This is a genomic window from Enterococcus sp. DIV0682, from assembly GCF_051712685.1.
Classification (GTDB): domain Bacteria; phylum Bacillota; class Bacilli; order Lactobacillales; family Enterococcaceae; genus Enterococcus; species Enterococcus faecalis.
Genome location: NZ_JBIOPK010000001.1, coordinates 950,997 through 975,321 on the forward strand (window position 1 = coordinate 950,997; position 24,325 = coordinate 975,321).

General features: G+C 36.3%; 24 protein-coding genes and 1 other RNA gene. 17 read left to right on the forward strand and 8 right to left on the reverse strand.

Features of this window, described 5'->3' with window-relative positions; genetic code table 11:
• The first annotated feature begins 409 nt into the window (after positions 1-409).
• The 6 genes from IGK96_RS04600 to IGK96_RS04625 all read left to right on the forward strand — a co-directional run bounded on the left by IGK96_RS04600 (position 410) and on the right by IGK96_RS04625 (position 7,674).
• A complete protein-coding gene (locus IGK96_RS04600) occupies positions 410-1,366 on the forward strand; it encodes an ABC transporter permease (protein WP_002356852.1) in 957 nt (318 codons plus the stop codon).
• Between the two features lie 11 nt (positions 1,367-1,377).
• Positions 1,378-2,301, forward strand: a complete 924-nt coding sequence (locus IGK96_RS04605; RefSeq protein WP_002359877.1) for a carbohydrate ABC transporter permease — start codon at positions 1,378-1,380, stop codon at positions 2,299-2,301.
• A gap of 23 nt (positions 2,302-2,324) precedes the next feature.
• Entirely contained in the window at positions 2,325-3,791 is a 1,467-nt protein-coding gene (locus tag IGK96_RS04610) for an ABC transporter substrate-binding protein (RefSeq protein ID WP_002359878.1), read from the forward strand.
• A gap of 70 nt (positions 3,792-3,861) precedes the next feature.
• Positions 3,862-4,497: a YesL family protein gene (locus tag IGK96_RS04615; RefSeq protein WP_002362905.1), complete on the forward strand. Its 636-nt coding sequence runs from the start codon at positions 3,862-3,864 to the stop codon at positions 4,495-4,497.
• Positions 4,451-6,181, forward strand: coding sequence for a sensor histidine kinase (locus IGK96_RS04620; RefSeq protein ID WP_049798603.1), 1,731 nt, complete (start codon positions 4,451-4,453; stop codon positions 6,179-6,181). Before IGK96_RS04615 ends, IGK96_RS04620 begins: the two co-directional genes overlap by 47 nt.
• 11 nt (positions 6,182-6,192) lie before the next feature.
• On the forward strand, positions 6,193-7,674 hold the full coding sequence (locus IGK96_RS04625) for a response regulator transcription factor (RefSeq protein ID WP_085443023.1): 1,482 nt from the start codon (positions 6,193-6,195) through the stop codon (positions 7,672-7,674).
• Positions 7,675-7,714: 40 nt separating this feature from the next.
• On the opposite strand, the gene IGK96_RS04630 is transcribed toward IGK96_RS04625, so the two are convergent.
• Entirely contained in the window at positions 7,715-9,856 is a 2,142-nt protein-coding gene (locus IGK96_RS04630) for a GH92 family glycosyl hydrolase (RefSeq protein ID WP_010713244.1), read from the reverse strand.
• Positions 9,857-10,028: 172 nt separating this feature from the next.
• Here IGK96_RS04630 and IGK96_RS04635 point away from each other — a divergent pair, with 172 nt between their 5' ends.
• On the forward strand, positions 10,029-11,129 hold the full coding sequence (locus IGK96_RS04635) for an FUSC family protein (RefSeq protein WP_010823815.1): 1,101 nt from the start codon (positions 10,029-10,031) through the stop codon (positions 11,127-11,129).
• Positions 11,130-11,172: 43 nt separating this feature from the next.
• Here the strand turns inward: IGK96_RS04635 and IGK96_RS04640 are convergent, their stop codons facing one another.
• Entirely contained in the window at positions 11,173-11,655 is a 483-nt protein-coding gene (locus IGK96_RS04640; protein ID WP_010713246.1) for an SRPBCC family protein, read from the reverse strand.
• 21 nt (positions 11,656-11,676) lie between these two features.
• Positions 11,677-12,057 carry an SMU1112c/YaeR family gloxylase I-like metalloprotein gene (gene gloA2 / locus IGK96_RS04645; protein WP_002366964.1) on the reverse strand — a complete coding sequence of 127 codons (381 nt, stop codon included), beginning with the start codon at positions 12,055-12,057 and terminating at the stop codon, positions 11,677-11,679.
• A 211-nt stretch (positions 12,058-12,268) separates the two neighbouring features.
• On the opposite strand from gloA2, the gene treP reads away from it, so the two are divergent.
• A complete protein-coding gene (treP, locus tag IGK96_RS04650; RefSeq protein WP_002383776.1) occupies positions 12,269-13,735 on the forward strand; it encodes a PTS system trehalose-specific EIIBC component in 1,467 nt (488 codons plus the stop codon).
• A gap of 127 nt (positions 13,736-13,862) precedes the next feature.
• A complete protein-coding gene (locus IGK96_RS04655; RefSeq protein ID WP_002356866.1) occupies positions 13,863-14,867 on the forward strand; it encodes a nucleoid-associated protein in 1,005 nt (334 codons plus the stop codon).
• Between the two features lie 37 nt (positions 14,868-14,904).
• Here the strand turns inward: IGK96_RS04655 and IGK96_RS04660 are convergent, their stop codons facing one another.
• On the reverse strand, positions 14,905-15,258 hold the full coding sequence (locus tag IGK96_RS04660; protein WP_002398569.1) for a YxeA family protein: 354 nt from the start codon (positions 15,256-15,258) through the stop codon (positions 14,905-14,907).
• A 198-nt stretch (positions 15,259-15,456) separates the two neighbouring features.
• Here IGK96_RS04660 and IGK96_RS04665 point away from each other — a divergent pair, with 198 nt between their 5' ends.
• Positions 15,457-16,161, forward strand: coding sequence for a zinc metallopeptidase (locus IGK96_RS04665; protein WP_002384290.1), 705 nt, complete (start codon positions 15,457-15,459; stop codon positions 16,159-16,161).
• Positions 16,162-16,244: 83 nt separating this feature from the next.
• On the forward strand, positions 16,245-16,583 hold the full coding sequence (locus tag IGK96_RS04670) for a hypothetical protein (protein WP_002356871.1): 339 nt from the start codon (positions 16,245-16,247) through the stop codon (positions 16,581-16,583).
• 26 nt (positions 16,584-16,609) lie between these two features.
• Here IGK96_RS04670 and IGK96_RS04675 read toward each other — a convergent pair whose 3' ends face one another.
• Both IGK96_RS04675 and IGK96_RS04680 read right to left on the reverse strand, forming a co-directional pair.
• Positions 16,610-17,455 carry a PhzF family phenazine biosynthesis protein gene (locus tag IGK96_RS04675; RefSeq protein ID WP_002372093.1) on the reverse strand — a complete coding sequence of 282 codons (846 nt, stop codon included), beginning with the start codon at positions 17,453-17,455 and terminating at the stop codon, positions 16,610-16,612.
• Between the two features lie 56 nt (positions 17,456-17,511).
• Positions 17,512-18,363: a PucR family transcriptional regulator gene (locus tag IGK96_RS04680; protein ID WP_002400602.1), complete on the reverse strand. Its 852-nt coding sequence runs from the start codon at positions 18,361-18,363 to the stop codon at positions 17,512-17,514.
• A 77-nt stretch (positions 18,364-18,440) separates the two neighbouring features.
• Here IGK96_RS04680 and tadA point away from each other — a divergent pair, with 77 nt between their 5' ends.
• Both tadA and ffs read left to right on the forward strand, forming a co-directional pair.
• Complete coding sequence (tadA, locus tag IGK96_RS04685; protein WP_002362126.1) at positions 18,441-18,962, forward strand: tRNA adenosine(34) deaminase TadA; 522 nt, start codon at positions 18,441-18,443, stop codon at positions 18,960-18,962.
• A gap of 39 nt (positions 18,963-19,001) precedes the next feature.
• Positions 19,002-19,088: signal recognition particle sRNA small type (ffs, locus tag IGK96_RS04690), an RNA gene on the forward strand.
• A gap of 89 nt (positions 19,089-19,177) precedes the next feature.
• Here ffs and IGK96_RS04695 read toward each other — a convergent pair.
• Entirely contained in the window at positions 19,178-20,416 is a 1,239-nt protein-coding gene (locus tag IGK96_RS04695) for an aminopeptidase (protein ID WP_002362125.1), read from the reverse strand.
• A gap of 250 nt (positions 20,417-20,666) precedes the next feature.
• On the opposite strand from IGK96_RS04695, the gene IGK96_RS04700 reads away from it, so the two are divergent.
• Positions 20,667-21,239, forward strand: a complete 573-nt coding sequence (locus tag IGK96_RS04700) for a TetR/AcrR family transcriptional regulator (RefSeq protein WP_002356883.1) — start codon at positions 20,667-20,669, stop codon at positions 21,237-21,239.
• Positions 21,240-21,396: 157 nt separating this feature from the next.
• On the forward strand, positions 21,397-21,870 hold the full coding sequence (locus IGK96_RS04705; RefSeq protein WP_002356884.1) for a TspO/MBR family protein: 474 nt from the start codon (positions 21,397-21,399) through the stop codon (positions 21,868-21,870).
• A gap of 77 nt (positions 21,871-21,947) precedes the next feature.
• On the opposite strand, the gene IGK96_RS04710 is transcribed toward IGK96_RS04705, so the two are convergent.
• Positions 21,948-22,391, reverse strand: a complete 444-nt coding sequence (locus tag IGK96_RS04710; protein WP_002356885.1) for a flavodoxin — start codon at positions 22,389-22,391, stop codon at positions 21,948-21,950.
• 174 nt (positions 22,392-22,565) lie between these two features.
• Here IGK96_RS04710 and map point away from each other — a divergent pair, with 174 nt between their 5' ends.
• Together map and IGK96_RS04720 are read left to right on the forward strand one after the other, a co-directional pair.
• Positions 22,566-23,330 carry a type I methionyl aminopeptidase gene (gene map / locus IGK96_RS04715; RefSeq protein ID WP_002389095.1) on the forward strand — a complete coding sequence of 255 codons (765 nt, stop codon included), beginning with the start codon at positions 22,566-22,568 and terminating at the stop codon, positions 23,328-23,330.
• Positions 23,331-23,345: 15 nt separating this feature from the next.
• On the forward strand, positions 23,346-24,254 hold the full coding sequence (locus IGK96_RS04720) for a YihY/virulence factor BrkB family protein (RefSeq protein WP_010713249.1): 909 nt from the start codon (positions 23,346-23,348) through the stop codon (positions 24,252-24,254).
• Positions 24,255-24,325: the final 71 nt, after the last annotated feature.

The window sequence follows — 24,325 nt, forward strand, 5'->3', positions numbered from 1 at the left end:
AAAGTCAAATAGAAAAATAGTAGTGAAATAGCTAGTAATAATAAAGAACCAGCTTGCATTAAAACTGCAAAAAAATAAACTACAATTAAACGAATTGCTCTAGTGTTTTTACGGATAAAATTCAAAAATAGTCCTCCTCAAAAATAATTAGAGGATAACCTTTGTGAAACTATCAAGTTCTCAACTTTTATACAACAAATACGCACAAGTGAAATCGCTTTATGAGTGGAATTTATCCAATTATTTTTAATGTTCTTAAGAGGTTATAAAAAAAATATCAGATAAACGTTTTCACAAAGAACGGTCAATTCGGCAAATTTTTACCTTAAATGACACAAAATCTATAATTTGTTTCTCAAATCCTATAATTTGTTCCTTAAAAAGATATTATGAAAACGCTATTATATTTATGAAAGGAGCGAAACGAATGAAGAAGAAAAACGGGTTTTTTCAAAATGTATGGCGTTATAAGGCCTTAATCCTTATGGCGTTACCAGGATTTATCTGGTTTATATTTTTCTTCTATATACCAGTCTTAGCCAATGTGGTCGCATTTAAAGATTTTCATATTTCACCAGATGGTTTCTTAGCTAGTCTAAGAGAAAGTCCTTGGGTTGGTTTTGAAAACTTTAAATTTTTATTTGCGTCAAAAGATGCTTGGTTAATTACTAGAAACACCATTTTGTACAATGTCGTCTTTTTAGCCTTTAACTTATTCTTTGCGATTGCTTTTGCTATTATTATGAGTGAATTAAGAAATCGTCGCTTGGTTAAAGTTTATCACACGATGTCATTGCTACCATATTTCTTATCTTGGATGGTTATTAACTATTTTGTTTATGCCTTTTTAAGTCCGGATAAAGGGATTTTGAATCAATGGATTACTGGTAATGGCGGCACAATGATTAACTGGTATGCAGATCCACGTTGGTGGCCAGTAATTTTTGTCTTCCTAAATGTTTGGAAGAGTCTAGGCTACAACAGTATTATCTACTATGCTTCTGTGATGGGGATTGATCCGACATACTATGAAGCAGCGATGGTAGATGGTGCCAACAAATGGCAACAAATAAAAAATGTTACGATTCCACAAATTTTACCAATGATGTCTGTTTTATTAATTTTAAACATCGGCGGTATCTTCAGAGCAGACTTTGGTTTGTTCTACATCGTACCAAGAAATTCAGGTGCGCTTTACAACGTGACAAGTGTGTTAGATACCTATATTTACAATGGCTTAACGGCTACTGGTGATGTAGGCATGACGGCAGCTGCAGCGTTATATCAATCTGTCGTTGGCGCATGTTTGTTATTAATTGCGAATTTAGTTGTTCGTCGAATTGAACCAGATTCAGCACTATTTTAGGAGGAAGGATTATGAAAAAGAAAAAAGTCACTAGCGTTAACGTTCGATCCTTCAACCCGACAGCGAATTTGATTTTCAATATTGTCATTGCTATTTTTGCTATTTCCTGTGTGGTTCCGTTTTTCTTTGTTATTATGATTTCATTGACAAGTGAAGGATCATTAGCAGCAAACGGCTATCGGTTTTGGCCAAAAGAATTTTCATTGGAGGCCTATCGTTACATTTTCCAAGGGGCAATGAGTCAACGCATTATTCATGCCTTAGGGGTAACGGTCTTCATTACGGTGACAGGGACGATTGTCAATGCAACAATGACGTCATTATATGCCTATGTCATTTCTCGTTCCAACTTTCCGTTTAAAAAATTCTTTACATTGTTTGCTTTAATTACAATGTTATTTTCACCAGGGATGGTTGCGAACTATTTAGTAATGACAAACTTATTGCAATTGAAAGATACAATTTGGGCGTTAATTTTGCCTTTAGCTTTAGGACCATTTAATATTTTAGTGATGCGAACGTTTTTCAAGAAAACCGTGCCTGACAGTATTATTGAATCAGCACGTATTGATGGCGCAAGTGAAATGCGCATTTTTGTCAGCATTGTGTTACCGCTAGCCGTTCCAGGGATTGCCACAATTAGTTTGTTTGCGGCTTTGGGTTATTGGAACGATTGGTTCAATGCGTTACTTTACATTCAAAAAGATACCTTGGTACCATTACAGTATTTATTGATGAAAATTCAAAACAACTTAGAGTTCTTATCAAGAAGTACGGATATGGGTGCAGCAGCACAAGAAGGCTTAGGCGTTCTACCAAGTGAATCGGCTCGAATGGCGATTGTTGTCTTATCTACGTTACCAATTGCGTTAACTTACCCATTCTTCCAAAAATATTTCGTGGGTGGTTTAACAATCGGCGGCGTGAAAGAATAAAATTGTACAGGAGGAAATAAGGAATGAAAAAATGGCAAAAAGGATTAGCCGTAGCTGGCGCAGCAGCTTTAGCTGTAGGATTAAGCGCGTGCGGTAAATCTTCAAAAGATGCAGCGTCAAAAGGTGATGATAGTACACCAACGTTATTAATGTATCGTGTTGGGGACAAACCAGATAATTATGACCAATTAATCGATAATGCGAATAAGATTATCGAGAAAAAAATTGGGGCAAAATTAAAAATGGAATTTGTTGGTTGGGGCGATTGGGACCAAAAAATGTCAACAATCGTTGCTTCTGGTGAAAGCTATGATATTTCATTAGCACAAAATTATGCAACGAATGCACAAAAAGGCGCCTATGCTGATTTAACTGATTTAGCACCTAAATATGCCAAAGAAGCCTATGATCAATTGCCAGATAACTATATTAAAGGAAATACGATCAATGGAAAACTGTATGCGTTCCCAATTCTAGGTAACTCTTACGGTCAACAAGTTTTAACTTTTAATAAAGAATATGTCGATAAATACAATTTAGATATTAGTAAAGTCGATGGTAGTTATGAAAGTGCAACCGAAGTTCTAAAAGAATTCCATAAAAAAGAACCAAATATTGCTGCTTTTGCTATCGGCCAAACATTCTTTGCAACAGGTAATTATGACTTCCCTATTGGTAACCAATATCCATTTGCAGTGAAAACAACTGATACTGGCTCACCAAAAATTATTAACCAATATGCCGACAAAGACATGATTAATAACTTAAAAGTCTTACATCAATGGTATAAAGATGGCTTGATTCCAACAGATGCTGCTACAAGTACAACACCATATGACTTAAATACCAATACTTGGTTCATGCGTCAAGAAACACAAGGACCTATGGATTATGGTGATACAATCTTAACACAAGCTGCTGGCAAACCACTTGTTTCTCGCCCACTAACAGAACCATTAAAAACAACATCACAAGCGCAAATGGCTAACTATGTTGTTGCAAACACGTCTAAAAACAAAGAAAAAGCTGTTGAATTGCTAGGCTTATTAAACAGCAATCCAGAATTGTTAAACGGACTTGTTTATGGTGAAGAAGGCAAACAATATGAAAAAGTTGGCGATGATCGCGTGAAATTATTGAAAGATTACACACCAACAACTCATTTGAGTGCTTGGAACACAGGAAACAACTTAATCATTTGGCCAGAAGAATCTGTCACTGAAGAAATGGTTAAAGAACGTGATAAGAGCATCGAAGAAGCAAAAGATTCACCAATTCTTGGTTTTACTTTTGTAAATGATAAAGTGAAAACTGAAATCACTAACGTTGCTACAGTTATGAATCGTTACGCAGCAAGCTTAAATACAGGAACTGTTGATCCAGAAGAAACACTTCCAAAATTAATGGATGACCTAAAAACAGCTGGCTGGGATAAAGTTCAAAAAGAAATGCAAACACAATTAGACGAATATATCCAATCTCAAAAATAATCACAGGAGGCTGAGGCATTAGCTGAGCGCTTTTGGCCCAGCCTTTTACATAATAGAAAGGAAGAGGAAGATGGAAAGTACAGGGATTCAGCGGTTGTTTTACCTTTCCTGGACAGTAATCAAACTAAATTTACTGTTTGTTTTATTTAGTTTAGCTGGAGGGATTATTTTTGGTGTTGGCCCAGCACTCCAAATGATGACTGATTTCATTTTGGAAGAGGGCATGAATTATCAAGCAATCACCGTTAAACGAGCATTTGAATCATGGAAAGCACATTTTAAAAGAAGTAACTGTTATTTTTTACTTTTTCTCTTCACTTTAGGATTTGTTTTTTATAATATTTATTTAGCCGTTCAATTTACCGGAATAATGTGGTTAATTATTACATTTATTTTATTTTTTGTTTCCCTAATACTCGTTATTTTTTACATTTATATGCTACTATATGAAGGAAGCTATTTTATCTCAACTATTGATTTAATGAAGCTTTCATTTATCAGTATCTTTTTAAACCTCGGTGTATTTTTTAAAGTCTTATTCGGTGTAATTAGTATCGTTGCTTTAACTTGGAAAATGAAAGGACTGCTACTATTTGCTTCGTTTGCCTTAATTATGATGTGGTGTGCCTATGTCACGCGCAAAAATCGCCAGTTTATTGATGGAAAGTTGGAACAAAATGAAGCGAATCTTCAAAAAACTGTTTAAAAAAAAATATTTATTAAATCGATTAGTACAAAAATACAGTCTACTGTTAACAAGTATTATTTTGTTAACGGTGGCTGCTTTGTGCGTTTATGTTACTTATACAATTAACTTATCAATTGATTCACAAAAAAATAACGCCGTTTCCCAAATTGACAGCTATGTAACGAATAAAAATAATGCGGCGACAAATATGATTAATGAATTAGCTGGCTCTGCAAGTAAAATTGAAAACATGCGAAAATATATGGAACTTTCTCCTCCTGAGTATTTTGACTATACTTACAGTCAATGGTCGGAAGATCGGGTCAGTACCCACTTTGGAAATAATTTAAGTACATTATTTAGCACCTTTCCTGACTTAGAAGAAGTGATTATTCGCTTAGATGAATTTGATCAGGTTTTGTTCGCCAATCGCACAGCTACAAATGGGAAAAAAATGGATATGTCATCAATTAAAAAACATGGCTTTCAACTAATGCGAATTATCTCCGATCCTTATACAGGACAACCGCTGGGAGAGTTGTACACTGTGTTTTCAAGTCAAGAGTTGCTAGGCAACCAAGCAGACTTATTGAAAAAATCAGGTATTAATGCGTTTATCTATGATAGTGCTGGAAATCAAATTTTTTCTGAAAAAGCACAATTTACCAAAGAAGAAGAGCGGCAACTAGATAAAAGAATGCACACCGATAGTGACATTCAACAGGTTTTTCATAATCGCTACGATATTACGGAAATAGAAAGCAGTGGCCGGAGTACCATTCTTTTATTAACAAGCCGCCGAGTCTTATTTCAGCAATTGTTTATGAATTATACGGCCATTTTAGGGATTGGGTTACTTTTGATTGTTATTTTATTAGTGGGCTTAAACCGCCTATTTAAACGCTATTCTCAACAAGTCCAATTAATTTTAGAAGCGACACGAGCCATTGGCGATGGCAATTTAAAAGAACGAATTGACACGAATCAAGTTCAGGAAGAATTGAATGATATTGCTTCTGCGATTAATTTTATGGTAGACAGTTTAGATCAATACATTCACGATATTTATACTTTAGAAATTAAGCAACGCGATGCCCACATGAGAGCATTACAGTCGCAAATTAATCCTCATTTTCTTTATAATACGTTGGAATATATTCGCATGTATGCCTTGAGTCGGCAACAAGAAGAACTAGCTGATGTTGTCTATGCTTTTTCAACGTTACTTAGGAATAATATTAACCAAGAAAAAACCACGACCTTGGCAGAGGAAATCTCATTTTGCGAAAAGTATGTGTATTTGTATCAAATGCGTTATCCCGATCAATTTGCCTATAAGTTCGAAATAGAAGAAACAATTGCTGATGTTGAAATTCCTAAGTTCATCATTCAGCCGCTTGTCGAAAATTATTTTGTGCATGGTATTGACTATCAACGACAAGACAATGCTATTAAGGTCCACGCCTACCGAGAAGGCGAAAAAATTATTGTGGCTGTTGTGGATAATGGAAAAGGAATCACCGCCAATCGGTTAGAGGAAATTCGCGCACGTTTAAATCAAACAGAAATAGAAACGGAACAATCCATTGGATTAAGAAATGTTCATGAACGTTTACAACGCTTTTTTGGGGAGAGTTATGGTTTAACCATTGAAGGGAAAGAAGGAGAAGGGACGACAATTCGTCTTTCGTTTGTAGCATAAGGGGTGAAAAGATGTATCGAGTGATGTTTGTTGATGATGAATATATGATTTTAGAAGGCTTAAAATGGATTATTCCTTGGCAAGAGTTAGGCTTTGAAATTGTTAAAACAGCGCGTAGTGCGCAAGAAGCATTGGCTTTTTTAGAAACAGAATCCATTGATGTTTTATTAACAGATATTACGATGCCGGAAATGAGTGGGATCGAATTAATTGAGCAAGCAAAGAAAAAAGGACATCAATTTATTAGTTTAATTTTATCAGGTTATCAAGAGTTTGATTACGTCAAAAAAGGCATGGCTTTGCAGGTCCAAGATTATCTTTTGAAACCAGTCAATAAGCAAGAACTATTAGCCAATATCCAGAGAATTAAAACAGAATTGGACCAACAAAAAAAATCCCATGCCCGCGTGCGTCTATATCTAGAAAATGGCTTGATGCGTTGGCTTAATGATGAAATCAGCGAAGGGGAATACGAAGAGTTAATGCAGCAATTTACGACTATAAAACCAGGTGATTTTACCGTTTTATTGGTTGAAGCTGAGATGTCATTTTTAGAAACAATCAAGGAACTATTTATGAAAAAAGGCCAACTGTTATTCATTGAAAGTTGGATGAGTACGTACCACCAATTGTTACTTATCTATAAAGGGGCCAGACAAGAAGCGTTCTTATTTATTCGTGAAATTGAAGCGATTCTAGCTGGTCAAGGTCAGATTTTTGTAGGGGAATCTGTCAATGAATGGGAAACGGTTTATGAAAGTTATGAGAAAGTAAAACAGTTGCAAGCAATTGAAACGTTCTATCAAGAATTTCTGCCAAATAATCAAAAAGAACAAATGAATCGTTCGGCAGAAGATTTTACTTTTCTAGCGTTTAACCAAGCCTTGATGATTGGGGATATGCAGACCATTCAACGGGAATTAGATGCCATTTTCAATCAGTTAAGTCAACAACACGCTACACCAGAATATGTACGCTATGTAGTCTTTTTACTTTTTTCAGATATTTCCCGTCAGTATCCAACTGTGTTAGAAGAAAACTATGAAAAAATCGTGGAAGAAATTCGAGCCAGCAACAATCTTAATACACTGTATGCGTTAATGCAGCAAGTCTTGGCAGAAGTGAAAAATAAACCTAAAATAAAAAAATATTCAGAAAGTGTTAGCCAAGCTGTAGAAAGAATTGAACAAGGCTATTTAGAAGAATTAAACTTAAAAACGGTGGCGGATGAGCTCCATTTGAACCCTAGTTATTTAGGCCAAATTTTCAAAAAAGAAACCAAGCGGAGTTTTTCTCAATATTTGAATCAAGTGCGTACCAAGCATGCCCAAAAATTATTATTGTACACGGATGATACAATCAACGAAATTTCAGAAAAAGTAGGATTTAACAATACCAACTACTTTTCAAAAATGTTTAAAAAATTAAATGGAATTACGCCAAAAGAATTTCGAGAGCAATACCAATCAAATTACGCAGGTGTCGAAGAATAAAAAGAAAGATGTTCAATTTTTATGAACATCTTTCTTTTTATTATTTTTCTGTACTTAATGAAAACGGTCGTTCTGCTGTGTTTTGTGGATTCGGGACGATCCCTAATTGATAATCTAAAGTCCCGCCGTTTAATAGTTCTTGATGAGTAAAATAAGGCGCAGTATGTTTTTCTTGGTTTAACTGAATTTCATGAATAAATTGTTGTTGGACTTTGTTTGGTGATGTCTGAATGGTTAACTGTTTACCATTTGATAGTTTTACTTCCGCCGTCTGGACTAAAGGCATCCCGATTACATATTCACCAGTTCCTGGTGTGACGGGATAAAAGCCTAAGCTATTAAAAATATACCAAGCAGACATGCTACCATTGTCTTCATCACCTGGATAGCCAGTTGGTGAAGCATCAAATGTTTGCATTAGTTGTTTTAAAAGTGGTTGAGCCATCTCTGGTTTGCCGATGTAGCTGAATAGAAACGGATAATGGAAACTTGGTTGATTTGAGATGGCTAATTGACCAAAATCAATTGCCGCCATTTCACTCATTTCATGAATTTCAAAACCATAGCCTTCAACGTTAAAGTTAGGCGCTTGATTGCAGAGCTGAATTAATTTTTTTTCGAAAGCTAACTCGCTACCATATAGCTTAATCAAACCTGCAAAATCTTGATAAACCGCAAAACTTGATTGCCAAGCACTTCCTTCGGCGTAATCTTTGCCCCAACGAATATCTAAAAAGTCAGGACGGAAATTGCCTTCAGTATCCTTTGCTTGCATAAAGCCAGTTTCAGGATTAAAAAGTTGTTGATAATTCAAGGCTTGTTGACGATAAAACGTTGCGGTCTCTGAATCATTCAGTGTTTTTGCAACTTGTGAAATGCAGAAATCGCTGTACGCATAATCTAAGGTATGATTGACAGATTCATGATAGGTTGAAGGAACATAGCCATATTTTAGATAATCCAGAGTTCCTTGACGTCCATAATTTTCTCGTTCGCTTTGTTGTGTAGCGCCTTTTTTCATCGCTTCTAGGAACTGAGGCATCAAGTCAGGACGAATCTTTTTCACGGCGGCATCAGCAATGACAGCGTCAATCAAGGTGCCGGGCATTAAACCACGCTCATCTGGCGATAACCATTTTGGCAAGAAACCTGTTTCGTTGTAACTATTTAAAAAGCCTTCTAGCATCTCTTCGTATTTTTCTTGAGCAATTAGTGAGAACAATGGGTAAACCGTTTTATAAGTATCCCAAAAGCCATTATTGGTATATAGTACACCAGGACGAACCGTTTGTGAGAACGTATCATAATGAATCGGCTGCTGATTTTCGTCCAATTCATAAAAGGTTTGCGGAAATAGGAATGTTCGATACAGTGTATGATAAAACGTTTTAGTATGTTCAGGATTTTCATGCGTTACTTTAAGGCGATCGAAATAATTATGCCAATCTGCGATTCCTTGTTGCAGCATCTCAGTAGAATGCAAAGAGATTTCTCGCGCTAAATTTAACTGCGCTTGTTTTTCAGAAATAAATGAACTACTAAAATGAACAACTTGTTGAGCAATATTTCCAAAAGAAAGAAGGATTTTGCCATCTTCACCTGAAGAAGGGGCAAACCATTTGGTTAAAGGCTGTTCAAAATGAAGCACAAAATAAAAACTAAAATCTGGATCTTCACAACCAGAATAGTTGATGACTTTTACAGCCACTTGATGGTCATCTAATTGTTTTACTTGATAACGTCCAGGCAGAGTTAGCAGTAAGTGATTATCTTTTTGTTGATAATCAATGGTTAAGATACCACCATACATGCTTGGGATTAATTGAGAAGTTATTTGATAGCGTAATTGAGTTAAGTTAATTTCGACAGGAGAAAAAAGGCTTTCTTCTGGACGATAAGAACTTTGGGCATGGAATAAAGAAAGTTCCGACAATGAACCACTGACAGGGGTCATTAATAAATGGCTAAAATCACCCATCCAAGGACTTGGTTGATGCGTTACTCGATAGCCTTGAAATGTTCGATCTTCTGGATGAAACCACCAGCTGCCTTTTTGGTCAGTTGTTTGCGGGGCGTAAAAGTTCATCCCAAATGGCACGCCAGTATAGGGTAGACAATTCCCATTTGAAAAACTATGTTGGTTGGCAGTTCCGTGTCGCGTATCAATCGCTTGAATATTCATGAAAGTAGCTCCTTTGTTTTAAATGATATATCATATAGGCTGATTATAGCACAAAAAACGAGAAATGAAAGCGTATTTATTCGCTTTTTTATTTATTTTTAACGAATTGGTATATTCAATTTGAAGAGGGAATTGACAAGCATGTTACAATGGATAAGGAATCGATATTGGAGTGATTGTTATTTATTTTTTTAGTACAAAAAGTCAGCAATTTTTTGCGTATGTTTGGGCCATTTTCCCAGTCATCGCCTTTTTTTTGGTTAGTTTTTATACATTGGATTTTTTATTTTCCCCAAGCTATTTAATTATGGTGCCTGTATTTACTATTATGTTTAAAATTAACTATAAAAAAGATTATTCGTTTGTAGCGCTGCTCAAAATGAGTATCAGGCAATTTGTGATCAGTTTTTTAGCATTTATAGCTAGTAGTTCCTTTAGCTGGTCTATTATTTTAAATAGTAGTGTGACATTTTTAATTGTTTATTTATTTTATTCATCTGCGACACCGATGCGGTATCATAGTTATTTGATGATGTTTACGTTTTGTCAGTTAATCCAGGTTAAAGGAAATACATTTTTGATGCAATCTCAAGTTGTGGCCTTTTTAATTGGTCTTTTTTTATTGGCTTTAACACTAAACGCTTGGTGGCAAACAGGATTAAGTCAGTTAACCAGCTTAAAGAGTAGAGGCCATAAAAGCATTCAATTAAATATGAAGCAACAAAAATTGGCGGTTGTTAATTTCTGGCACGACTTACAACAGACTTTTTTTGGGATCACAAGTTTCAAACAATTTTTAGAAAGTCCTGACGAAAGGGTGCAACGATTTCGTTTAGCTATTCGTATGAGTTTCACCATTACGCTGAGTTTTATTTTAATGTGGAGTGTAGGAGGCATTAAAATAATTTGGATTCCGATGAATGTTTTTCTACTCTTGCATCCAGTGAAAGCAGAAATGAACACGCGTATTAAGACACGTTTTTGGGGGACTCTTTTAGGATGTTTCCTTAGTCTGTTTGTTGTCAATTGGCTTCAATTGCCACTGACACACCTCGTTGTTTCTAGTTTGATTGGCATTTTTGTTTATTCCCTAAAACCAGGAACCGTGTTACAAGTGACAATGGCAACGATTTTTGGGTTATGTTTGGCAACAATTAGTTTACGAGGGATGTACGCCGCAGAGTTGCGGGTCTCTTTTGTATTATTGGCAATTTTTGTTGTTTGCTTAATTGATTTAGGTTTATTTGTTTATCAGCGTATTTTACGTTTTTAAAAAGTGTGGCACAGAGGGTGATTTACCCGTTGTGCCACACTTTTTAATTTTCTAAATTCGTTAATTTTTCTAAGTAATGATTTTCTATTTGCGGAAAATCTATTTTTTCTGGTGCTGCATCAGGGGTTTCAAGTACTTGCTTCAAGCGGTTGAGAACAATTGACCAACCAGCGATATCTTTATGGCGAGGTGTTGTAAAATTTTCTGGGAGAGATTCTGAGAAGACTAACAGGGTCTGATGAGGTGCTTGTTCTTTTAAGTCAAAATAGATGATACCAGTATCCCAAGTCACGCCCAGATATTTTTCCTCTGCATAATCAGTGAAAGGCATCGTTTCTTCAAAATCGGGCAGAATAAACCGCCAAAACCCGTTAACACCTAATTCACCAATTTCTAATTCTGGAAACCATTGTTTTAGCTTGTCTGTCTCAGTCAGGTAGCGCCAAATCGTTTGAGGGCTGGCTGAAATTGCTCGTTCTGTACCAAAATAAATCGTCTGGTTTTCTAAGCGAAAGGTATCTTTCATTTTGTTTCTCTCCTTTATTTATTATTCATGAAGTTCTAAAGGTAGTCCATCTGGATCAAAAAAGAAGGTCATTTTTTCACCCGTAAAATCATCTACTCGTAGCGGTTCTGTTTCAATTCCTTGCTCATTTAAAAAAGCAATCACTTCTTCAATATGTTCAACTTTAAAAGCTAAATGACGTAATCCTAAAGCTTCAGGATAAGAGGGGCGAGCGGGAAATTGATCAGAAATAAAAATTTCCAATTCTTGGCTGCCTAATTTTAAATCTAATTTAATATCGTTTTTTTCGGGACGATGATTTTCGCGAAGAACTTCAAAGCCCAACTTTTCGACATAAAAATTTTTAGTTACTTGATAATTTGAGGCATTGATTGCCACATGATGAATTTCTTTAAAAAACATTTTTCATACTCCTTTTCGTTTTTTCCCTCTGTAGTATAGCAATAAAGAAGCAGCTAAAAAAGCGTTCTGTTTGACTCTTTAAGAAAAGACAAGGGATTTGTAAAAAAATAAAATTATTTTTTTGAAAGAAAGCGCTTGCCAAAAAAAGAATAATCAAGTATGATGTATATACAACTTAATTGTATATACAAGTTTGAGAGGAGAATGTAAAATGGGTAAGTTTCAAAGCGATGCACAACAGTTGTTGAAAGCAGTAGGAGGCAAAGAAAATATTTCAGCTGTTTCTCATTGTGCAACTCGAATGCGTTTTGTATTAAAAGATCCAAAAAAAGCGGATGTACCTGTGATTGAAGATATTCCTTCTGTAAAAGGAACCTTTACCAATGCTGGACAGTTTCAAGTAATTATTGGGAATGAAGTCCCACAATTTTATAATGATTTTTCTGCAATTTCCGGTTTAGAAGGGGTTTCAAAAGAAGAAGGGAAAGCAGCTGCCAAAAGTAATTTGAGTCCTGTTCAACGAGTTGTTTCTGTTTTAGCTGAGATTTTTACACCATTAATTCCTGCACTTGTTATCGGGGGATTGATTTTAGGATTCCGCAATATTTTGGAAGGGGTTCCATTTGGCTTTCTTGATGGTCAAACAATCGTGGAAGTTTCTCAATTTTGGAATGGAGTCAATTCATTCTTATGGTTAATCGGCGAAGCAATTTTCCACTTCTTGCCAGTTGGGATTACGTGGAGTATTACGAAGAAAATGGGAACCACACAAATTTTGGGGATTGTCCTAGGGATTACATTAGTCTCACCACAACTTCTGAATGCTTATTCAGTTGCGACGACTAAAGCAGCAGAAATTCCTTTCTGGGATTTTGGGTTTGCTCAAGTTAACATGATTGGTTATCAAGCGCAAGTTATCCCAGCTATGTTAGCCGGCTTCTTGCTTGCCTATCTTGAAATTTTCTTTAGAAAAGTGATTCCTCAAGCAATTTCAATGATTTTTGTCCCATTGTTTGCTTTAGTACCAACAGTATTGGCTGCACATGTCATTTTAGGACCAATCGGTTGGACGATTGGTAGTTGGGTTTCTGATATCGTAAATGCAGGATTAACGTCAACATTTAATTGGTTATTTGGCGCCGTCTTTGGCTTTATGTACGCACCATTAGTCATCACTGGGTTGCATCATATGAGTAATGCGATTGATTTACAGTTGATTGCTGACTTTCAGTCAACCAACTTATGGCCAATGATTGCTCTATCAAACATTGCACAAGGTTCAGCGGTTTTAGCAGTTATCTTTATGCATCGTGGAAACAAAAAAGAAGAACAAGTTTCGATTCCAGCAATGATTTCTTGTTACCTAGGTGTGACTGAACCAGCGATGTTTGGGATCAACTTAAAATATGTTTATCCATTTGTTGCGGGCATGATTGGTTCGGCAATGGCAGGAATGTTTGCCACTTTAATGGGCGTTCGTGCGACCAGTATCGGCGTCGGTGGCTTGCCAGGAATTTTATCTATTGTGCCACAATATTACTTGCCGTTTTTAGGCGCAATGGTGATTGCGATTATCGTACCAATGGGCTTAACTTATATTTTCAGAAAGAAAGGCATCTTTAATAAAGTCGATCCAGTTGATGAAGCAACAGGGATGTTATACAGCGAAGAAGGGTAATCGCTTTTTGAAGTAAAGAAGAATTCGTAGACATTTGTCTACGAATTCTTCTTCTTTTTATAGAAACTATTGGCTTTTTTCTCTCTTTCAGTTAGACTAAAAAGGTTGAGAAAAGGAGAGCGTAAAAATGGATATTTATTTAAAAAAAGCAATTTTACACATTATTGATCGAGAAACTGGGACGCCGGTTTTCTCTGAAAAGGAACTAGATTTAACGACCGAGTATATTCGAACGTATTTAACTGCAAAAATTTCAAAACTTTCGACTGCACAAACAAAGACTGGAACATTGGCGGAAAATAGTTCCTTTGTTGACACGTTACGTGGGATTCCTAGTGATTTTGTGAAGAAAAGCCAAGAAGTTACCCAACATTGGTATGATGTTTATTCAGGAAGCGAAGATGCGCCTAGTGCTGATATTTTGTTCATTTTATATGAATTAGATACGGTGTTACATGTCGCAATGATTAAATTAAACTATAAAGAAAGTTACACGCATTACGTCGACTATGAAGAAGAATCCGTTTATAACAAACTGATTATCAATCGAGCAATTTTGTCTTCAAAATCACAAAAACCAGATGAAGGGATTACGGTTGACTTAGATACATTAGCATTTGAATTACTAGAGAAAAGATATGAATTTTCAGGAGAAAAAATCTGGTATTTCTCTGAAAAAGTGATTGAGACGCAAGCGGCACCTTCCATGGAAGAAAATATCAAAGAAATTAAAAAGGCAGTCAAACGCATTGGAAAGAAATTTAACGAAGATGAGTTTGAACTAATGGCTTCGGTAAAAGAAGCGGTATATGATAGCATTGAGGAAACGGGAACGATTGACAATGAGCAAATTGCTGAGCAAGTGTTTAAAGAAAATGTATCAGCTAAATTAGCTTACCAAGAAGAAGTGAATGAGTCGAAGTTTGTCGACAAAACACCGCCAGTCAGAGAATCTCGCGAAATTTCTGAAAAGAAATTTGGCAAACAAAAGTTAAAAATGGATAACGGTATTGAATTAATTGTTCCGTTAGATGTTTACCGCAATGGCGATTTAATTGAATTCGTCAATAATCCAGATGGCACAGTGTCCATTATGCTAAAAAATATCGAAAAAATTAGTAATCAATTATAAAGAAAAAACCGTTGGTCGTTTGCCAACGGTTTTTTCTTTATTTTAATTTTTCTAAAGCTTTTTCAGGGACTTCTTTTTCTGTCACTTCATTCCAACTAATCACGCCTTTACGGGGATTGACTTTCAATTTTAGATAGGCTTTCATACGTAAAGGTTGATCACGGTATTCATTTAATTCCACGGTCTTTTCTTCGCCGTTTTTATTAAACGCAGGTTGTTGATAGTAATACATGGTCGTCGGTTCACCAGAATCTGATTTTTCATCTTTCTTTTCACCAGATGTTGTGATTTGTGTATAATAGGCTTCTCCGCCGTAATAGTAATTATAAACGCCCCAGCTACCACCGGCTAAAATGACTAAGGGGATTAATATTTTTAGTAATGTTTTCATTTTCCTCACCTCAAGGAATAGTATGCCTTTTTTTTGGGAAATTTGCCATATTTTTTTCCGTTAATTGAGTGACACTTTTGTTAGTTTTGGTACTTTCTTGAAAAATTCATCATTTTTTTAAACAAAAGACAACGTTTGTCGCTCCCTTTTTTTCACTATCATGCTACAATAAAGAAAAAAAGATGGAGGTAGAGGACAATGATGCCCTTTTATTTTGGAATCGATCCAACCTATATATTGGTAATTATTGGAATTGCGATTTCTGGTGCGGCCTCCGCATATGTTAACAGTACCTTTCGTAAATATGATCAAGTACGAAGCAGTAAACATGTTACAGGCACGCAGGCAGCACAATATATTTTACAAAAAGAACAAATTAATGATGTTGGAGTTCAGCAAATTGCGGGTGATTTAACCGACAATTATAATTCTGGAAACAAAATGTTGAGCTTATCCGAAGCCACTGCTCAATCGACATCGGTCGCGGCTATTGGCGTGGCGGCTCATGAATGCGGACATGCGGTACAAGATCATACGAACTATGTGCCTTTACGTCTTCGTGCAGCCATTGTTCCAGTTGCCAACATTGGCTCAACCATCTCCTTTCCACTAATTTTGATTGGTGTTTTATTTAGTTGGAATCAAACATTAATCAACATTGGAATTTTGGCTTTTTCATTAGCCTTGATTTTTCAATTGGTGACTTTACCGGTGGAGTTTAATGCGTCTAGACGTGCATTAAGTATTCTTTCTGAAGGTGGGTTATTAACAGAAGAAGAAGTCCCAATGGCCAGAAAAGTTCTTTTTGCAGCTGCACTTACCTACGTAGCAGCGGCGCTTTCGACCTTTTTACAACTTTTACGTTTGGTTATTTTATTTGGTGGCAACAACCGACGAGACTAAGTGCTAGTAAAGGTCTTTCTATTACGCATAAAAGTAATAATATGTTATGATTAAAGTAGAAAATAACAGAGGAGCTGAAGGAAATGAAAGCATCAACAAAAATTGGTATCGGTTTAAGCATTGCTGCAGTTGCAAGTGTCTCTGTTGCAGTCATCGCTTCTGAAAAAATTATTAAGAAGGTATCTCATGTTTCCAATCGTTATAAAGTTAAAAAGTTTGTAGACGATAAATTTGATGGAAACCAAAAATTATTATCGATTGTCGATGATTTATCCGATGATGAATTAGATTCTGTTTTAAATGTTGTTGATCGTGTGAAAGATGGCGGTTCAAAATTAGCTGAATATGGCGAAAAAGTTAAAGACAATACAGATTCTTTAAAAGAACGCTTTTTCACATTTATTGAAGATGCAATGAAGTAAAAAAGATGGCCTAGGCCATCTTTTTTTTATAAAAATAATTCTTTTGTTTCAACATAATAGCCTCTGCCACCAACTAAAACTTGATCAATTGTCTTTTGGGATGTAGTGTTCAAACGCACTAAGACTTCTGAAGGAGCGTTTAAGGTATAACCTTGGGCAAAGGTGTAATTGGTTTTTTGTAAAATTTGGTGATGGTGCAGATAACAAGCTAACGCACCATTTGATGTACCAGTAGCGGCTTCTTCATCGATGTCATAAAGGGGCGCAAAATTCCTACAAATGATATTTTCTTCAGACAAAGCAAAAAGATGCATCCCAATAACTCCATACTTTTGACTAAGTAACTTAATTTTTTCAAAGTTTGGTTGTAAATCCTGTAATAATTGCGCATTTTTAATGGGAACCAAAATATCTTTTAGGCCCGTTGACACAATCTGGATAGGAAAAGCAGTTGCCACTGCGTTTAAATCAAAGCAGCCGCTCAATTCTTCTAAAGTGAGCGTATCATAAAAAGTTGGGACAGTTTGTTCCATAAATAGTTGTTCACCGTTCGCCGTGATTGCGAGCAAACCGCTGTTCGTTTCGATTGTATATGCTGTTTGCAATAATTTATTTAAGTGCTTCATAATGGTGAAAGCGCCAATTGTCGCGTGGCCACATAAGTCGACTTCTTCTTTTGGTGTAAAATATTCAAGGCGGAAATCAGCAATCTTTGAGTCTGAAATAAAAGCAGTTTCTGCAAATCCTAGTTCTTTGGCGATGGCCATTTTTTGGGTTCTCGTTAAGGGCTGTGTCATAAAAACAACGCCTGCTTTGTTGCCACCTTCGTGGTTTTTACTAAATGCACTAGCGACATATGCGGTAATTTTCATTGGAACGCCTACTTTCTAATTGGGAATAAAAAACATACGAGTACAAAATGGACGTGCTACTTTCTTAATAACAAATAACAAAAGATTAAATCATCCATTTTTTTTAAAGATAAGCCAGTTTGTTCAAAAAACTTTTCCAACCGATAGTGTAAAGTATTTCGATGCATAAATAAATCTTTTGCAGTGGAGCTGATATTGCCTTGATTTTTCCACAAAGCGCTGATGATTGGCTGAATATCGGTGTCTTTATTTAATAAACGACGATAATACTCGACAAGTATATTTTGACTCATGGCTTCCTTGGTAAAATAGTGGAGGGCGACATCGGTTAAACTAAAAACAGTCGTCCGACTAGAGGAATTAAGTTCTTCTGAAAAAATACGTTGTTCTTCATGGAAACAACGCCGGAGAATGTCTTCAGAGGAATAAAAATTGCCAACAAATACAGCACTAGTGCAATCAAAGTCTGTATCTAATGTTAAAAAGATTCCTTGAATTTCTTCTTGTTGAAAGGTATTTTTTGACTGTTCTTCAACTAAAATATACATATTATTACTTGGACTGAAGCAATCAACTGTATCTGGAAACATCTTTGTTAAATTAAATTGCCATTCAGCTTGTAATTCTTTTGGGACATTCGTTTGAATTTGCAACATACGAAAGGTCCCTTCGGCAGGTAATTTTGCCTGTTGAAATAAGTAACTGAACCAAGGATGGTTACCAGTAATTGTTGGGTTTTCAGAAATTGGGAAAAGCGCTTCCAACAAATGCTGTTCTTTAATACTTAAGAAAGCTTTATTCACAATGAAAAATTGGTCGTCAACAGGAATTGAATAGGTGGCTTCGGAACCAATTGTTTTTGATAAATAGCCTTTGGGATAAAGCTGAGATAAATTTTCAATAATCATAGACACACCTCACTGATTTATTGTACCATGAAGCAAGACAGAAGTTTAGTGGGAAAAAGCCGAAAGGTGGAAATTAATTGGGAAAAAAAGAAACAACGTTAACACAAGAAGAAAAAGAATTTTTTATGCGAGAAGCCATTGCAGAAGCGAAAAAAGCAGAAGGTTTGGCTGAGGTACCTATTGGAGCTGTAATTGTTCGGCAAGGGGAAATTATTGGCCGCGGGCATAATCTGAGAGAAGCACGGCAAGAAGCAACGGCGCATGCAGAAATGTATGCAATCCAAGAAGCGTGTCGCGGGATAGAAAATTGGCGTCTAGAAGAAACCCAATTATTTGTAACTTTAGAGCCTTGTCCAATGTGTAGTGGGGCGATGCTTTTGGCACGAATTCCAGAAGTTTATTATGGCGCAACTGATCCTAAAGCAGGCACTGCTGGCACATTGATGAATTTATTAGAAGATGAACGCTTCAATCATGTGGCCTATGTCGAAGCAGGCGTTTTAGAAGAAGAGTGTCGCTTATTGTTAGTTCAGTTCTTTAAAAAGTTACGGGCAAAGAAAAAAGAAGAGAAACTTTTAAAAAATCAAAAGAAAGACTAGTCAAAAGAATAAAAATACGTTATACTAGGTTTTGCCGAAAGGCTAGGACAATGGCGGGCTAGTGAATTGTGTCAGATCCGGAAGGAAGCAGCACTAAGCAAGTGCCGCCATGTGTCTGATTGAATAAGGAACGTATCAAGGCTGAGAAGCCTTTTTTTTATTTGAAATAAAAAGAAGCAAGCCGTAAAAAAATAACGGCTTGCTTCTTTTTAAATTTATGCCCAATCGCCATTTCTAAAAACTGGAACAATCGTCCCGTCTTCCTTAATGCCGTCAATATTCATTTTGTCAGATCCTACCATAAAGTCCACATGTGTTTGGCTACGATTTAAACCAGCTTCAGCTAATTCTTCTTCGCTCATCTCCGTGCCGCCTTGTAAGTTGAAGGCATAGGCCGAACCAAAGGCTAAATGATTAGAGGCATTTTCATCAAACAATGTATTATAAAAAATCAAACCGGATTGTGAAATTGGTGAAGGGTCTGGTACTAAAGCAACTTCTCCTAAGTGTTTGGCACCTTCATCAATAGCTAAGAGATTTTTCAATGCTTCTTCGCCTTGTTCAGCTGAGAAGTCAACAACTTTTCCATCTTTAAATGTAAATTTCATTCCCGAAATGATTGTGCCAGCATAACTTAGTGGTTTTGTACTAGAAACATAACCATCAACGCGGCGACTATCTGGGGCGGTGAAAACTTCTTCTGTTGGCATATTAGCCATAAATTCTTCCCCACGAGCGTTATAACTACCAGCGCCTTCCCATAAATGGTTTTTAGGCAAACCAATCGTTAAATCTGTCCCAGGAGCTGTGTAGTGTAAAGCAGTAAATTGTTGTTCGTTTAATTCAGCCGCTTTTTCTTGTAATTTTTTATCATGGATATCCCAAGCAATAACTGGGTTTTCTTCATAAATTCGTGTTGTTTTGAAAATTTCATTCCAAAGTGCATCAACTTGTTCTTCACTTGTTGCTAATTCTGGAAAGACTTTAGCTGCCCAGCCTTCACTAGCAGCAGCTACAACAGTCCAACTTACTTTGTTGGCTTGTGTTGCTTTTCGTAGGTTGACCAATGCTTTCCCATTAGCCGCTTGGAAAGCTGCTACACGTTGTGCATCCACGCCAGCTAATGCATCAGGATTAGAAGAAACCACGCTAATTCGGCTTGCGCCTTTGGCAATCCAATCATCGGTTTGATCAATTTTATATTGAGGAACATTTTCAATACGATCAGTTGCAGCATGAGCTAAAAATTCACGTTGAATGGTTTCGTCACTCCATTGAACAATTACTTCGGCCGCACCTAAGCGATAAGCTTCTTCCGTAATTAAGCGGGCAAGGGGCGCTTGATCGACACTGATTTGTAAAACAACCGTATGATTGTCCTGAACATTGACACCCGTTTCAGCAATTAAACGTGCATATTTCTTTAGATTTTCATTAAAATTCTCTAAGGTCATTCGTGATTCCTCCTTCATTTTGATGGGTAATGACTGCTCATATCATAACACGGAAGAGCAGGGAACTCAACGAAATAAAGCCTTTATCAACTGTTATTTTAAGTTGGGGTAAAAGTTGTCGTGCTCCCGCTCAGTGAACTTTTGTACAAAGAGTTGTTCTAATTTTGCATAATAGAAAAATCGTGTTACAATAACCATAAGCATTTATTTGGAAGCGTTGTATATGAATGAATAAAGGGGATAGGGAATTATGGCAAGAAAAAAAACCATTACGAAAGAGCAGATTTTAACAGCTGCCTATGAAGTAGTCGCCACTGAAGGATTTTCGAAGTTCACTGCACGTAATATTGCTAATAAAATGAAATGTTCCACCCAACCGATTTATTTGGAATTTAAAAACATGGATGATTTACGCGATGCTTTATTTCAAAAAATTCATAAATACTTAGCGAAAGAAGTCTTTCCAGTAAAACATACCGGAAATACAATTGTTGATTTGGCTTTAAACTATATTCATTTTGCGACAAGTGAAAGTAAGTTATACCGTGCGCTTTATTTAGAAGAATATGGTGGCGGCAAAAAAATGCAAGAATTCTCTTATCACTATTTTACTGAAGCGGTAAAAGCTGATCCTGAGTATGCTAATTTAAACGATGTTCAAATTGACTCTTTACACATGGGAACATGGGTGGTCGCTACTGGTGTGGCTGCGTTGATGACTTCTGGAATTATCCATCCTTCAGAAGAACAAATCATTCATTTAATGAAAGATAGTATTGAAGCAATTCTTGAACGAGATGAACCAATTGATATTGACCTATAAAAATTAAAAAAAGTGTAACCTCATGCTGATAACTTCTGTGAGGTTACAGCAAAAGACTGTTTCTTAAAAGAACGGTCTTTTTTTGTTAAGTGTATTAATGGTAGATTATTCGCAACCATGCTACAGTAAAGAAGAGAAATAGAAAGGGGCAAAAAACATGAACCGAGTGAAAGATAAGCGTTTATGGCTAAGTATTGTAGGAATTACCGGACTAGGGCTCTTGTCGGGCTTATTTTCAGTAAATGCGAGAGAATATTATCAAGCGTTGAGATTACCAAGTTTTGCTCCGCCAGGCTGGTTATTTGGACCAGTGTGGTTGGTGTTGTATATTTTTATGGGCATTACTTTTTATTTCATCTTAGTTCATCCAAATAAACAACAGAAAAAACGGATGATTACGCTATTTATTTTACAATTTATTGCGAACTTTTTCTGGACATTTTTCTTTTTTTCTTTACAAAATAATTTATTATCTGTGATTGATATCTCATTGTTATGGCTATTATTAATAGTTCAACAGTGGGACTACTTGCGTTATAAATTAATAACGCGTGGCTGGTTGATGATTCCTTATATTCTTTGGGTTACTTTTGCGGCAGCTTTAAATTACAGTATTTTATTTTTAAATTAGGAATATCAAAACACCAGAGAAAAATGGGAACTAGCCATTTTTCTCTGGTGTTTTTTTTTTTATCTATTTCAACGTAGTTATTCTGCGGCAGTTGCTAATTTTTTCGCAAATTCTTCTAAACGTTGGATGTCGTCTTCTTCAGCGGCTAAATCAACTTTAACGCTGTCGGCGCCTTTTTTTGCCCCAATTTGAGTAAAGACTGCTTCGAAGTCGTCCACCGATTTACAAAAATCATCATAAAACGTGTCTCCTGAACCACAAACGCCGAAGATTTTTCCTGATAAATCAATCTCTTGTAAGTCTTCATAAAAGTCGACAATTTCATCAGGTAAATCGCCATCGCCATACGTATATGTAGCTACTACACAGATATCGGCCTCTTCAAAATCAGCGGCATCGACTTGCGTACACTCATCAATTTCGACCTCTAATTCTAAATCTTCAAATGCTTCTGCAACAATGTCGGCAATTTCTTCTGTATTCCCAGTCATGCTTGCATACACAATTTTAGCTAACGTCATAAACTTTCTTCCCCCTCATACAATTCTGTCACTTATTATAGCAGATGCGCATTTCTTATAAAAGACTAGCGAGTGCTTTTATTAAGGGACTTTTTGAAAATTGGTGTTTGAACAATCTTTTTTGCCAAAAATGTGATAAAATAATTTGAATGAAACAAGTTTAGGAGAGATAGTATGATTACATTAAAATCACCACGAGAAATTGAAATGATGGATGAATCAGGGGAATTATTAGCGGATGTTCACCGTCATTTACGGACGTTTATTAAACCTGGCATTACAAGCTGGGATATTGAAGTATTTGTGAGAGACTTTATTGAAAGTCATGGTGGCGTGGCGGCTCAAATTGGCTATGAAGGCTACAAATATGCTACTTGTTGTAGTATCAACGACGAAATCTGCCACGGATTTCCTCGTAAAAAAGTATTAAAAGATGGCGACCTAATCAAAGTAGATATGTGTGTCGACTTAAAGGGCGCAATCTCTGATTCATGCTGGTCTTATGTCGTGGGTGAATCAACACCTGAAATTGATCGCTTGATGGAAGTAACCAAAAAAGCGCTATATCTTGGGATTGACCAAGCACAAGTAGGAAATAGAATTGGCGACATTGGTCATGCAATTCAAACGTATGTAGAAGGAGAAGGCTACGGGGTAGTTCGCGATTTTGTAGGCCACGGCATTGGCCCAACTATCCATGAAAGTCCAATGATTCCTCACTATGGTGAAGCAGGTAAAGGACTACGTTTAAAAGAGGGAATGGTTATTACCATTGAGCCAATGGTTAACACAGGAACTTGGCGCATGAAAATGGACCCAAATGGTTGGACTGCTTATACTGAAGATGGCGGTCTAAGTTGTCAATATGAACATTCATTAGCGATTACGAAAGAAGGTCCAAGAATCTTAACGTCACAAGGCGAAGAATTGACTTATTAATAAGGAGAGTGTGTGATGAAGTTTCTCGACAACATCAAAAAGAATCAATCTTTGATGCGTTTTATTGAGACAACGCAAAGTCACATGGTCACAGCCGAAATAGGCAACAGCTCAGTGGTTGTTGCCTATTATTTATTACTCTCGCTGTTTCCATTACTGATTGCGGTAGGTAATGTCTTACCTTATTTAAGAATCGACCCTAATTCTGTGTTGCCTTATATTGCAGAGGCGATTCCGAAAGATGTTTATAAGAACTTAGAACCAGCGATTCGTTCACTACTGACTCAACGTTCAGGCGGGTTGCTTTCTGTTTCCGCTTTAGCAGCATTTTGGAGTGCCAGTCAAAGTATTAATGCACTACAAAATGCGATGAATAAAGCTTTTGGTGTCGAACAAAGGAAAAATTTTATTCTCGTAAGAGTGGTCTCATTTTTAGTTATTTTGTTATTTATGGTAGCGATTGTTGGTGTAGTAGTAATTTTAGGTCTGGGTCAGTACATTATTGAATTATTGCAACCAATTTTCCATTACTCAACATCTGTGATCGATACTTTCCAAGCGTTAAAATGGCCGTTAACGACCGTTGTTTTATTAGTGATTATGTGTTTGATTTATGCGGTCGTTCCTAATCGGAAATTATCGTTACGTTCTATTTTGCCAGGGGCTATTTTTTCGACAGTCGGTTGGATGCTATTATCACAAATTTTTGGTTTGTACGTAAAATATTTTAGTTCTAGAATCGCAAGTTATCAAATCATCGGGAGTTTTATCATCTTGATGTTATGGTTGAATTTTGCTGCCACGATTATTATTTTAGGAGCGATTGTCAACGCTGTCGTTGATGAATACTTATCTGGAGATAAAGAAAAAAAACAACCAAGTTTTGAACAACGCTTGTTTAGATGGTTTAAAAGGAAAAAATAAATGGATTTCTTTAAAAAAGTCTAAACCGTTGCCAGAACACATGTTTCAGCTTGTAAATGCTTCAGTTTACG

What these genes read in the sequence shown, in the direction of transcription:
- IGK96_RS04600 (WP_002356852.1), top strand. Translation starts at nt 410, where the DNA reads ATGAAAGGAGCGAAACGAATGAAGAAGAAAAACGGGTTTTTTCAAAAT.
- IGK96_RS04605 (WP_002359877.1), top strand. Translation starts at nt 1,378, where the DNA reads ATGAAAAAGAAAAAAGTCACTAGCGTTAACGTTCGATCCTTCAACCCG.
- IGK96_RS04610 (WP_002359878.1), top strand. Translation starts at nt 2,325, where the DNA reads ATGAAAAAATGGCAAAAAGGATTAGCCGTAGCTGGCGCAGCAGCTTTA.
- IGK96_RS04615 (WP_002362905.1), top strand. Translation starts at nt 3,862, where the DNA reads ATGGAAAGTACAGGGATTCAGCGGTTGTTTTACCTTTCCTGGACAGTA.
- IGK96_RS04620 (WP_049798603.1), top strand. Translation starts at nt 4,451, where the DNA reads ATGGAAAGTTGGAACAAAATGAAGCGAATCTTCAAAAAACTGTTTAAA.
- IGK96_RS04625 (WP_085443023.1), top strand. Translation starts at nt 6,193, where the DNA reads ATGTATCGAGTGATGTTTGTTGATGATGAATATATGATTTTAGAAGGC.
- IGK96_RS04630 (WP_010713244.1), bottom strand. Translation starts at nt 9,856, where the DNA reads ATGAATATTCAAGCGATTGATACGCGACACGGAACTGCCAACCAACAT.
- IGK96_RS04640 (WP_010713246.1), bottom strand. Translation starts at nt 11,655, where the DNA reads ATGAAAGATACCTTTCGCTTAGAAAACCAGACGATTTATTTTGGTACA.
- gloA2 (WP_002366964.1), bottom strand. Translation starts at nt 12,057, where the DNA reads ATGTTTTTTAAAGAAATTCATCATGTGGCAATCAATGCCTCAAATTAT.
- treP (WP_002383776.1), top strand. Translation starts at nt 12,269, where the DNA reads ATGGGTAAGTTTCAAAGCGATGCACAACAGTTGTTGAAAGCAGTAGGA.
- IGK96_RS04655 (WP_002356866.1), top strand. Translation starts at nt 13,863, where the DNA reads ATGGATATTTATTTAAAAAAAGCAATTTTACACATTATTGATCGAGAA.
- IGK96_RS04660 (WP_002398569.1), bottom strand. Translation starts at nt 15,258, where the DNA reads ATGAAAACATTACTAAAAATATTAATCCCCTTAGTCATTTTAGCCGGT.
- IGK96_RS04665 (WP_002384290.1), top strand. Translation starts at nt 15,457, where the DNA reads ATGATGCCCTTTTATTTTGGAATCGATCCAACCTATATATTGGTAATT.
- IGK96_RS04670 (WP_002356871.1), top strand. Translation starts at nt 16,245, where the DNA reads ATGAAAGCATCAACAAAAATTGGTATCGGTTTAAGCATTGCTGCAGTT.
- IGK96_RS04675 (WP_002372093.1), bottom strand. Translation starts at nt 17,455, where the DNA reads ATGAAAATTACCGCATATGTCGCTAGTGCATTTAGTAAAAACCACGAA.
- IGK96_RS04680 (WP_002400602.1), bottom strand. Translation starts at nt 18,363, where the DNA reads ATGATTATTGAAAATTTATCTCAGCTTTATCCCAAAGGCTATTTATCA.
- IGK96_RS04695 (WP_002362125.1), bottom strand. Translation starts at nt 20,416, where the DNA reads ATGACCTTAGAGAATTTTAATGAAAATCTAAAGAAATATGCACGTTTA.
- IGK96_RS04700 (WP_002356883.1), top strand. Translation starts at nt 20,667, where the DNA reads ATGGCAAGAAAAAAAACCATTACGAAAGAGCAGATTTTAACAGCTGCC.
- IGK96_RS04705 (WP_002356884.1), top strand. Translation starts at nt 21,397, where the DNA reads ATGAACCGAGTGAAAGATAAGCGTTTATGGCTAAGTATTGTAGGAATT.
- IGK96_RS04710 (WP_002356885.1), bottom strand. Translation starts at nt 22,391, where the DNA reads ATGACGTTAGCTAAAATTGTGTATGCAAGCATGACTGGGAATACAGAA.
- map (WP_002389095.1), top strand. Translation starts at nt 22,566, where the DNA reads ATGATTACATTAAAATCACCACGAGAAATTGAAATGATGGATGAATCA.
- IGK96_RS04720 (WP_010713249.1), top strand. Translation starts at nt 23,346, where the DNA reads ATGAAGTTTCTCGACAACATCAAAAAGAATCAATCTTTGATGCGTTTT.